Origin of the sequence: Stenotrophomonas sp., from assembly GCF_050737075.1 — a bacterium.
Classification (GTDB): Bacteria; Pseudomonadota; Gammaproteobacteria; order Xanthomonadales; family Xanthomonadaceae; genus Stenotrophomonas.
Window position 1 is genome coordinate 1 of sequence record NZ_JBOHXV010000133.1, and the last position, 9,721, is coordinate 9,721.

Sequence of the window (9,721 nt, forward strand, 5' to 3'; positions counted from 1 at the left end):
TTCCGGCTCTGGCGCTGGGTGTTGCCCATCCTTGCGTTGCTTGCGTTGGCCTATTGCGGCTGGACCATGCGCAACAAGACCACCCTGCCGCCGCGCACCAGCGAAAGCACCACCACCCCTGCCACGCCAACGGCAGGTACGGCGGTGGCCAGTGCCGAACCGCGCTTCTCGTTCAAGAACAACGGCGGCAAGATCGCGGTGGCCGGCACGCTTGCCACCTCGGCAGAGAAGTTCGAGCTGTGGGAAGCCTTGGCCAAGACCTTCGGCAGGGACAAGCTGTCGGGCAAGATCGACGTGGATGCCAACGTACGGCCGGCAGCCTGGCTGGACAAGCTCAAGGGCATGTTGCCGAGCCTGAAGGCGAACGGGCTGAAGTTCGCGTTCACCGGCGACAAGGTGGATCTGGACAGCTCCGCCCTGCCCGATGCCGAACGCACCTCGGTCAGCAGTCTGTTCCAGCAACAGCTGGCCAATGTCGAGGTGCAGGGCGTGTTCGATCGTGGGGTGGATGCCATCAACAAGCTCAAGGGCGGCTACACGGCGACCGATCTGACTGCGGCGTTGAACCTCACCACGGTGAACTTCGAGACCGGTTCGGCCCGGTTGACCCGCAGCAGCCAGGACGTGATCGGCAAGGCCGCCGAGGCGATCGAAGGTGCACCGGCCGGTACCAAGGTTGAAGTGGGTGGACACACCGACCGGCAGGGTGACGCGGCAGGCAACCAGGCCTTGAGTGAACAGCGTGCGCAGGCGGTGGTGGCGGCATTGGTGGCCGCAGGCGTGCCGGCGGACCGGTTGGTGGCGCGCGGGTTCGGTTCGAACCAGCCGTTGGCCGACAACGGTACCGAAGCAGGGCGGGCGAAGAACCGGCGGATCGAGTACACGGTGCGTTGATCGCCCGGACCGGCGGGTGCGGTGCCGTCAGGCCCGCACCTGCCCTTCCCCACGCACGACAAACCGCTCCACCGTCAGCGCCTCCAGCCCCATCGGGCCGTACGCATGCAGGCGGGTGGTGGAGATGCCGATTTCCGCGCCCAGCCCCAGTTCGCCGCCGTCGGAGAACCGCGACGACGCGTTGACCATCACCACCGCCGAACGCAGCGCCTGCACGAAGCGCTCGGCGGCCGCAGCATCCTCGGTAACGATCACTTCGGTATGGTCCGAGCTGTACTGCTGGATATGCGCCAGCGCCTGCGTCAAGTCATCCACCACGCGCACGGCGATGATCAGGTCCAGATATTCGGCGGCGTAATCCTCCTCCGTGGCCGGCGTCGCCTCGGGCAGCCACTGCCGCGCGCGGGCGTCGGCACGGATCTCGACGCCACGTGCACGCAGCGCCGCCGCAGCCTGCGGCAGGAACTCGGCCGCCACGTCGGCGTGCACCAGCAGCGTCTCCAGCGAGTTGCAGGCCGAGGGCCGGCTGCACTTGCCATCCACCAGCAGCGCGACGGCCTTGGGCAGGTCGGCGGCGCGGTCCACGTACAGGTGGCACACGCCCTTGTAGTGCTTGATCACCGGCACCCGCGCATGCTCGGCCACGAAGCGGATCAGCCCTTCCCCACCGCGCGGAATGGCCAGGTCGATCAGGTCGTTGAGCTGCAGCAGAGCCAACATGGTCTCCCGGCGCAGGTCTTCCACCAGGGTCAGCGCGGCATCGGGCACGCCTGCATCGCGCAGCGCGCGCTTGAGGGAGGCGGCGATGGCGGTGTTGGAGTGGATGGCTTCCGAGCCGCCGCGCAGGATCACGCCGTTGCCGGCCTTGATGCACAGCGCTGCGGCGTCGGCGGTTACGTTCGGGCGTGCCTCGTAGATCATCGCGATCACGCCGAGTGGAACGCGCACTTTCTGCACGCGGATGCCGTTGGGGCGGGTGTCATCGCGGGTGACCATGCCGACCGGGTCCGGCAGTGTGGCCACCTCGCGCAGGGCGGCGCTGACGCCGGACATGCGCGCCGGGTTGAGCGCGAGGCGGTCCAGCATGGCGCTGCCAACGCCCTTGGTTTCGGCGGCGGCGAGGTCGCGTGCGTTGGCGGCGAGGATGGTATCGGCGTCCGCGTCCAGTGCATCGGCCATGGCATGCAGCAGCGCGGCCTTCGCGTCAGAGGAAAGCTGCGCCAGCACCTGCGCGGCGTCGCGGCAGGCAAGCGCCTGCGTGCGGATATCAAGAGTGGGGCTGGCAACCATTTCCGTTTCCTCGATTAATGCGGCGTAGAGCCACCCCATGGGTGGCTGTGCGTGGTTCCGAACGTGCCGGGCACTTCAGCCACCCATACAGCTGTGCCCCATTCCCGGCGGATGGATCATGGCGCGTGGCGATGCGTTCATCGGACAGGCGCCCGCTGGTCATGCGGCGCGGGGTGGCTCTACGGGTTGTGCGCGTACCGCGACACCCGTTGGACACGGTCGCCGTCAGACCAGCACCAGATCATCCCGATGAATCACATTGCCACCGTAGTTGTAGCCCAACACGCTTTCAATGTCGCGCGAATGGCGCCCGGCCACACGGCGGATATCACTCGCCGAATACTGGCTCACGCCCCGCGCCAAGGTCACCTCACCGCTCGCGGTGCGCAACCGCACCTGCACCATGTCGCCCCGGCGGAAGTCGCCCTCGGCCGCGGTCACACCGCCCGGCAACAATGACGCGCCCTTGTCGCGCAGCGCAGCCGCCGCGCCCTCGTCCACCACGATCGCGCCCGCCTCCAGTGGCGCGTGCCGCAGCCAGTACTTGCGCGCGGCATCGCGGGTCTGCCCGGCATGGATGCGGGTGCCGAACAACCGGCCCTGCGCCAACGCGCGCACCACCTCGGCATCGCGCCCATTGAACAGACAGGTATCGATACCCACGCGGCCCGCCTTCGCCGCCGCCTCCAGCTTGGTGTGCATGCCGCCGGTACCCGCCCCGCTGCCCGCGCCGCCGGCCATCGCCAGCACCTCGGTCGTCAGTTCGGGCACGTCATGGATTGGCAACGCCTGCGGGTCACGACGCGGATCGGCGCTGTACAGGCCGTCGATGTCGGTAGCGATGAACAGGATGTCCGCATCGATCAGCGCCGCGACGGTGGCGGCCAGGTTGTCGTTGTCGCCCAGCTTGAGTTCGTCCACCGAGACGGTGTCGTTCTCGTTCACCACCGGCAGCGCGCCGAGCCGCAACAGTTCATTGAGGGTGGCGCGCGCGTTGAGATAGCGGCGGCGGTTGCGAAGGTCGTCGTGGGTGAGCAGCACCTGGGCGACCGGGCGTTCGAAGAAGCGCTGCCACAGGCCGATCAACTGCGCCTGGCCGAGCGCGGCCAGCGCCTGGCGCGCGGCCATGGCGGCGCCGGCCTCCAGCGCGCGCGGCACGATGGCGCGGCCGGCCGCCACTGCGCCGGAGGAGACGATTACCACCTCGCGCCCTGCCAGCACGTGCGCGGACACGAACTGGGCCAGGCCCAGTGCATGCCGCGGCGAGAGCCCGCCACCGTCGGCCGCCAGCAGGCTGCTGCCGACCTTGAGCACGGCACGTTTCCAGCTTGGCAGGGGCTGTTCGGGGAACGGGGACTGCACGCGGATCTGGCTCATTGCAGGGTTTGCCTCAGCGGGTGGACCACTCGTGCACGGTAGCGGTGGCGCTGCCCTTGGTCATCAGCGGATCGGTATCGACAATAGCCTGCGCGGCGGCGCGGTCGGCGACGTTGTGCAGCACATACGCACCGCCGGTCTTGTCGGTGAAGCCGCCGGTGATGAGCAGCTGGTCGCGAGCGTGGACCTCGTCGAGGAAGCGGACGTGTTCGGCGCCGACGTCATCGCGGAAATCGGGCGTGCGGGTGACCAGAACCAGATAGCAGATTTTCATGAGGCACCGTGTTGGATCGGCAGTTGAGGTCGGGTGGCTGTTGAGGCAGGTGGCGCGGCTGTGACGGTGGGCTGGCTGCGGGCGTTGGCGCGGTAGGGTCGGTCCCCAGACGACTGCCGATAACAGTAATCGGCGCGATTGACGCATGAACCGGACCGAAGGAACGCGCGACCCCGGTGAAGTTCATGCGTCCCAGCGTCGATCACCGATATCGGCAGTCGTCTGGGGACCGACCCTACCGACGGCACCACGCCACGGATTACCGACGGCACCACGCCACGGATTACCGATGGCACCACGCCACGGATTACCGATGGCACCACGCCACGGATCACCGATGGCACCACGCCACGGATCACCGGTGGCACCACGCCACGGATTACCGATGGCACCGCGCCACGGATCACCGGTGGCACCACGCCACGGATCACCAGCTCAGGCCGCTGACCCGCGCCTTGTCCATTACACCAACGCCGCCCAGCGGGTGCGCAGTTCGTCCAGCCGCAGGTCGGCGGCCGCGCCGGGCGAGACGCGCGCGGCCAGGCTGCCTTCGGGGGTACGCCCCTGCCCTGCGGTGTCCGACGCCGCCGCGGCTGCCTTGTACGCCTCGCGGAACGGCACGCCGGCCACGGCCGCTTCCACGGCCACGTCGGTGGCGTACATGCCTGAGTCGATGGCGGCGCGCAGCTTGTCTTCGCGCCACTCCAGGTTGGCCAGCAGCGCCGGCAGCAGTTCCAGCGCGGCCAGGCCACGGCCGAAGCCGTGGAAGATGGCGCCCTTGCTGCCCTGCAGGTCGCGGTGATAGCCCGACGGCAGCGACAGCAGCTGCTCGATCTCGGTGCGCGCGGCGGCCACGCTGGCGTGGGTGGCGCGCATCAGTTCGATCACGTCCGGATTGCGCTTGTTCGGCATGATCGAGCTGCCGGTGGTGTACTGCGCCGGCAGCGCGACGAAGCTGTACTCACCGCTGGTGAACAGCGACAGGTCCCACGCCAGGCGGCGCAGGTCGAGGGTGGCGCCGCCCAGTGCTTCCAGCGCGGCCAGCTCGAACTTGCCGCGCGACAGCTGCGCGTAGATCGGCGAGATCTGCATGCGCGCAAACCCCAGCGCGTGGGTGGTGTGCGCACGGTCCAGCGGCAGGTTCACGCCATAGCCGGCGGCGGTGCCCAGCGGATTGGCATCGACCAGCGCGTAGGTGTCGTGGGCGCGGGTGGCGTTGTCGATGAAGGCCTCGGCCCAGCCGGCCCACCACATGCCCGCCGAAGACACCACGGCGCGCTGGATGTGGGTGTAGCCCGGCACCGGCAGGTCCTTCTCGGCCTCGGCACGGTCGAGCGCGACCTTGGCGATTTCGCGACTCAGCTCGCCCACGCGCAGCAGCTTGTCCTTCAGCCACAGGCGGGTGGCCACCAGGATCTGGTCGTTGCGGCTGCGGCCGGTGTGGATCTTGCGGCCGGCGTCGCCGAGGCGCTCGGTCAGCCGCGCTTCGATCGCCGAATGGCAGTCCTCGAAGCGCTCGTCGAGCACAAAGGCGCCGCTGCGGAAATCCTCGGCCAGCACGTCCAGCTCGCGCTGCAGGTCGGCACGTTCGGTGGTGTCGAGGATGCCGATGTTCTCCAGGCCCTGCGCGTGCGCCTTGCTGGCGGCAACATCGTAGAGGAAGAACTCGCGGTCCAGGATGACGTCATCGCCGGCCAGGAAGGTCTGGATCTTGGCGTCTACCGCCACGCCGGGCTTCTGCCAAAGAAGGTCTGCCATGTCTTGCTCCAATCAATGCGGAATCGAGGTCAGTTCGTCCAGGCCCAGGGCCAGGTTGAGGTTCTGCATGGCCTGGGTGGCCGCGCCCTTGAGCAGGTTGTCCAGGGTCGCCACGACCACCACGCGCTTGCCGCCCGGGGCCACGTCGAAGCCACCGATCTGCACGCCGTGGCGGCCGGCGATGCGGCTCACCCACGGGGCTTCGTCGAGGATCTCGATCAATGGCTCATTGGCGTAGAAGCGGCGGTAGGCGTCCACGATCTGCTCGCGCGCCAGCGGCTGCTGCAGCCACAGGTTCACGGTCATGGTGATGCCACGGAAATGCGGGGCCACGTGCGGCATGAACTCCACCGGCACGCGCAGGTGCGCGGTCACTTCGCGCTCGTGCACGTGGTTGGTGAGCGCATACGGCATGAGGTTGTCGCGCAGCAGCTCGGGGTTGTTCTTGTCCGACGGGCTGGTGCCCGCACCGGAGTACCCGGACACGCCGAAGCACTGCGGCGGGCCGGCCAGCTGGTCCAGCAACGGGCTGATCGCCAGCTGCATCGCGGTGGCATAGCAGCCCGGGTTGCTGATGTGCTTCTGGCCGGTGTAATCGCCCCGGGTCAGTTCCGGCAGGCCGTAGTACCAGCTGCCCTCGAAGCGGTGGTCGGCCGACAGATCCACGATCACGGTGTCCGGGCGCGCGGCGTCCAGCGCGGTCACGAACGGGGCCGACAGGTTGTTGGGCAGCGCCAGGATCACCGCGTCCACGCCTTTGGCGGCAACCGCGTCTGCGTCGAGGTTTTCGAACAGCAGCGGGGCAGAGCCCCGCTCTACGGCATGGTGATCGGCCACAGGCTGCCCCGCCAGCTCACGCGAAGACACGAAGCCCAGCGACAGCTGCGGGTGCGCGGCGATCAGCTTGATCAGCTCGGCGCCGGTATGGCCGCGGGCACCGACGATGCCGACGGTGTAAATCCTGGAAGTACTCATGCGTGTGCGTCCAAACGTTCCTGCAGGCCGCGCTTCACGTCCTGCCATTCCGAATCGATGATGGAGAAGACAACCGTGTCGCGCGGGCTGCCGTCGGGGTGGCGCTTGTGGTTGCGCAGCACGCCTTCCTGGGTGGCGCCCAGGCGGGCAATGGCCGCGCGCGAGGCGGCGTTGTGCGAGCTGGTTTCAAACGCCACGCTGATGCAGTTCAGCCGCTCGAACGCGTGGGTGAGCAGCATCAGCTTGGCTTCGGTGTTCACGCCGGTGCGCTGTGCCGAGGGGCCGTACCAGGTGTAGCCGATGCTCAGGCGCGGAATCTCTTCTTCCAGCGCGTAGTAGCGGGTGCTGCCCACCACGTTGCCGTCCGCATCCAGCACCGCGAACGGCAGCACCTTGCCGGCCGCCTTGTCCTTCAGCGCGTCCTGCACGTAGGCGGTCATGGTCTTGGCACTGGGCACGTGGGCGTACCACAGCTCGGACAGCGCGCCGTCGCCCAGCGCGCCGCGCAGGCCGTCGATATGCCCCATCTGCAGCGGCTCCAGCCGTGCATGCCGGCCGTCCAGCGTGGGGACCTTGGTCCAGTCGGCATGATTCATCGGGGTCAGCCCTCCAGGCTCGGGGTGCGCGTGGCGCAATGGTCCACGTAGGTGCGGATGCGGTCGAAGCCATCGGCGCCGAACCAGAACACCTTCCAGTGGTCCTGCTTGTAGCAGCCATCGGATTCGGCGTAGTAGAAATGATTGATCGGGTTGCCGTGGCGCGAACGCCAGAACAGCTGCGGGGTTTCGTCCAGCATCACGTTCCAGACCGCACGGCCCAGGCCCTCGCCCTGCGCGTCGTCGAGCACGGCGAACTTGTCCAGGTACACGCCTTCGGCCTCGTCGGTGAGGATCACCGCGGCGCGGTAGTTCTCGCTGACATAGGCGCGCAGCAGGCGGGTCTTGTCGAAGTAGTTGGCCACCAGGGTGCGGCCGAAGCTGGATTCGATCAGCTGCTTCAGGCGCGGCAGGTCCAGCTCGTCCCACGAGGTGGCGCGCAGTACTTTCTCGCCCTTGCGCACCAGCGTGCCCGACCCCTTGTGGGTGAACAGTTCCTTGGCCAGGTCGGCCGGGCGCGTGATCGACACCGACGACTCCAGCGGCAGCCGGTCCAGCAGGGCCTTGATCTGTTCGATCTTGACCCGCATGCCGCCGTGGATCCACGGCTGCTGCATGAGCTGGTCGTATTCGGTGGAGAGGTTGATCGAATCGATCACCGTGCCCTCTTCGTCGAGCAGGCCGCCGGTGCCGGTGAGGAAGATGATCTTGTACGGCTGCAGTTCCTGCACCAGTTCATTGGCGGCGAAATCGGCGTTGACGTTGAGGATCTGGCCGCAGCGGGTCTCGCCCAGGCTGGTGATGACCGGAATGGAGCCGGCACGCAGGCTGGCTTCGATCGGGGCCAGGTTGACCTTCTTCACCTCACCGACCAGGCCGTAGGTGGCCTGGTCCAGATACTCGGCCTCGAACACGCCACCAGTGATGGAAGTGGCGCGCGCGCCGTTCTGCTGCAGCGCTTCCACCAGCTGCAGGTTGGAGGCCTGGAACACCCGGCGCACGATCGCCAGGCCTTCCGGCGAGGTCACGCGCAGGCCGTTGACGGTTTCCTTGACGATGCCGGCCGCCGACAGCTCCGCGTCCAGCTGCGGGCCGGCGCCGTGCAGCACGATCGGGGTGAGCCCGACTTCCTGCAGGAACGACAGCGACGAGGTCAGCGCGTCGAGGTCATCGCGCAGCACGGCGCCGCCGACCTTGACCACGGCGAAGCGCTTGGCGTCCACCTGCGAGAAACGCTTGAGGTACTGGCTGATCTCCTTCGCGCTGGCCATGCTGGAAAGCAGGCGCACGATGGTCTGACGGGTCTGGCGGTGGGGCTGGAGGGCAGGAGACATTTCGGTTTCGTCACAGGCGGCCGTGGCCGCGATGGGAGGTCCGTCAGTGGTGGGCCACGACGGCGTCATTCGGTCAGGCGCCGGCGCTGATGATGCGGTGCACGGCGTCGGTGTAACGCTGCAGCTGCTCCAGCGTCACGAACTCATCTGCGGTGTGGGCCTGGGCGATGTCGCCCGGGCCGTATACCAGGGTGGTGTAGCCACCGGCCGAGAACAGCGAGGCTTCGGTCCAGAAGTCCACGGCGTTGCCGATCGGCAGGTCCAGCGCGTCGGCCACGTCGCGTGCCAGCAGACGGCGGTTTTCCGCCTCGGCGATGTCGCCGGCCGGCAGGCTGGGCCCACGGAAGGTTTCGGTGAACAGTGCCGCTTCCGGTTCGGCGAAGCCGGCGAAGGTGGCCAGCAGCGCGTCGATGTCCATCGACGGCAACGGGCGGAACCCGAAGCGCAGTTCGGCGGCCGGGGCGATCATGTTGGCCTTGATGCCGCCTTCCACGCGCCCGATGTTGAAGCGCAGCCCGGTGAGCCCACCGAAGCGGGCGTGCGCGAGCGATTCCACATGGTCCAGCGCGCGGTTGCCCCAGCGCATGGCCTGGTGCAATGCGCTGGCGGCCGCGTCCTGCTTGCCCGAGGCGTGTCCGGCGCGGCCGGCGAAGTTCATCAGCACCGAGCTGATGCCGCGATGCGCGAGCACCGCTTCGCTCATGGTCGGTTCGGCCACCAGCACGGCTTCATACGGAATGCCACGGGCGAGGAACGCGGCGATGCAGCGCGGGTCGTTGGCTTCTTCGTCGCTGGAGAACAGGAACGCGGCATCACCATCGCTGGCATTGGCCGCGGCCACCAGTGCGGCGGCCGCGCCCTTGATGTCGCACACGCCGAGCCCGATCACCCGGTCGTCGGTGCGCCGCATCGCATGCGGGTCGGCGCTCCAATGCGGGGAATCGGGCACGGTGTCCAGGTGCACGTTGAACAGATAGCGCGGCGTGCCGCGCACCGCATACAGGCTGACCGCGCCGTCGCCATGGTCGATAACCTCCACGTTGAACCCGGGCAGGTTCGCGCGCAGGTAATCGAAGATGCCACCGGTGGTGATCGCACGCGGCGGGTTGCGGGTGTCGAAGGACACCAGCGCCTGCAGGTGGTTGAGGGTCTGTTCAAGCATGGATCAAGAATCCTGGTAGCGCCGGGCTCTGCCCGGCAACGACAAATGCAGTGCGTAGCGC

At 68.0% G+C, this 9,721-nt stretch carries 9 protein-coding genes; 1 reads left to right on the forward strand and 8 read right to left on the reverse strand.

All coding sequences use genetic code 11. The features are described from left to right. The coding region (locus tag ACREPD_RS20680) for an OmpA family protein (protein WP_431601038.1) at window positions 1–894 on the forward strand (894 nt) is incomplete at its 5' end. Between the two features lie 27 nt (window positions 895–921). Here the strand turns inward: ACREPD_RS20680 and ACREPD_RS20685 are convergent. The 8 genes from ACREPD_RS20685 to ACREPD_RS20720 form a co-directional block, all read right to left on the reverse strand. Continuing rightward, complete coding sequence (locus tag ACREPD_RS20685) at window positions 922–2,184, reverse strand: glutamate-5-semialdehyde dehydrogenase (RefSeq protein ID WP_431601039.1); 1,263 nt, start codon at window positions 2,182–2,184, stop codon at window positions 922–924. A gap of 225 nt (window positions 2,185–2,409) precedes the next feature. Next, window positions 2,410–3,561 (reverse strand): glutamate 5-kinase, encoded by a 1,152-nt coding sequence (gene proB / locus ACREPD_RS20690; RefSeq protein ID WP_431601040.1) that lies wholly within the window; start codon window positions 3,559–3,561, stop codon window positions 2,410–2,412. A 13-nt stretch (window positions 3,562–3,574) separates the two neighbouring features. Continuing rightward, the gene (locus ACREPD_RS20695) at window positions 3,575–3,835 is read right to left on the reverse strand and encodes a YciI family protein (protein WP_431601041.1); all 261 of its coding nucleotides are present in this window, start codon (window positions 3,833–3,835) and stop codon (window positions 3,575–3,577) included. A 462-nt stretch (window positions 3,836–4,297) separates the two neighbouring features. Beyond that, window positions 4,298–5,593 (reverse strand): argininosuccinate lyase, encoded by a 1,296-nt coding sequence (gene argH, locus ACREPD_RS20700; RefSeq protein ID WP_431601042.1) that lies wholly within the window; start codon window positions 5,591–5,593, stop codon window positions 4,298–4,300. A 12-nt stretch (window positions 5,594–5,605) separates the two neighbouring features. Further along, window positions 5,606–6,568 carry an N-acetyl-gamma-glutamyl-phosphate reductase gene (gene argC / locus ACREPD_RS20705; protein ID WP_431601043.1) on the reverse strand — a complete coding sequence of 321 codons (963 nt, stop codon included), beginning with the start codon at window positions 6,566–6,568 and terminating at the stop codon, window positions 5,606–5,608. Further along, entirely contained in the window at window positions 6,565–7,164 is a 600-nt protein-coding gene (locus ACREPD_RS20710) for a GNAT family N-acetyltransferase (protein ID WP_431601044.1), read from the reverse strand. The genes argC and ACREPD_RS20710 overlap by 4 nt, the downstream gene beginning before the upstream one ends. 5 nt (window positions 7,165–7,169) lie before the next feature. Continuing rightward, window positions 7,170–8,498, reverse strand: coding sequence for an acetylglutamate kinase (locus ACREPD_RS20715; protein ID WP_431601045.1), 1,329 nt, complete (start codon window positions 8,496–8,498; stop codon window positions 7,170–7,172). Window positions 8,499–8,571: 73 nt separating this feature from the next. Beyond that, complete coding sequence (locus ACREPD_RS20720; RefSeq protein WP_431601046.1) at window positions 8,572–9,660, reverse strand: acetylornithine deacetylase; 1,089 nt, start codon at window positions 9,658–9,660, stop codon at window positions 8,572–8,574. Window positions 9,661–9,721: the final 61 nt, after the last annotated feature.

Coding starts and splice junctions, on each gene's coding strand:
- argH (WP_431601042.1), bottom strand. CDS start 5,593: ATGGCAGACCTTCTTTGGCAGAAGCCCGGCGTGGCGGTAGACGCCAAG.
- argC (WP_431601043.1), bottom strand. CDS start 6,568: ATGAGTACTTCCAGGATTTACACCGTCGGCATCGTCGGTGCCCGCGGC.
- ACREPD_RS20685 (WP_431601039.1), bottom strand. CDS start 2,184: ATGGTTGCCAGCCCCACTCTTGATATCCGCACGCAGGCGCTTGCCTGC.
- ACREPD_RS20710 (WP_431601044.1), bottom strand. CDS start 7,164: ATGAATCATGCCGACTGGACCAAGGTCCCCACGCTGGACGGCCGGCAT.
- ACREPD_RS20715 (WP_431601045.1), bottom strand. CDS start 8,498: ATGTCTCCTGCCCTCCAGCCCCACCGCCAGACCCGTCAGACCATCGTG.
- proB (WP_431601040.1), bottom strand. CDS start 3,561: ATGAGCCAGATCCGCGTGCAGTCCCCGTTCCCCGAACAGCCCCTGCCA.
- ACREPD_RS20695 (WP_431601041.1), bottom strand. CDS start 3,835: ATGAAAATCTGCTATCTGGTTCTGGTCACCCGCACGCCCGATTTCCGC.
- ACREPD_RS20720 (WP_431601046.1), bottom strand. CDS start 9,660: ATGCTTGAACAGACCCTCAACCACCTGCAGGCGCTGGTGTCCTTCGAC.